Below are 293 nucleotides of genomic sequence, written 5' to 3' on the forward strand. Positions count from 1 at the left end.
CCCCCCCCCCCCCACCCGCACCCCGCCGCCCCCCGCGCTCATGCTCACGCAGTAGACGGCATTGGAGATGTTAATTTCGTGTCCGGCGGTGTTGTACGTCGGGGTCGTGGTGGGGAGGAGCTTGAAGTTGCGGTAGTAGTTTTCGCGGACGCCGACGGGGGCGGCGGCGAGGGAGTCGCCGCCCTGGGCGGTCGGTCCGTGGGCGAGCACGTGGTCGAGGACGACGCCTGCGTGGTAGACGTCGCAGGCCGGGCGGAGGCTGCCGCCGCCGGAGGAGGAGTTGCGGGGGGCGG

General features: G+C 72.4%; 1 protein-coding gene. It reads right to left on the reverse strand.

The genetic code is table 11. The features are described from left to right. Positions 1 to 293 (reverse strand): hypothetical protein (locus PUR56_RS00375; RefSeq protein ID WP_329947356.1); only part of this gene is annotated, 293 nt, incomplete at both ends.

The organism is Streptomyces sp. BE303, assembly GCF_036290945.1.
Classification (GTDB): Bacteria; Actinomycetota; Actinomycetes; order Streptomycetales; family Streptomycetaceae; genus Kitasatospora.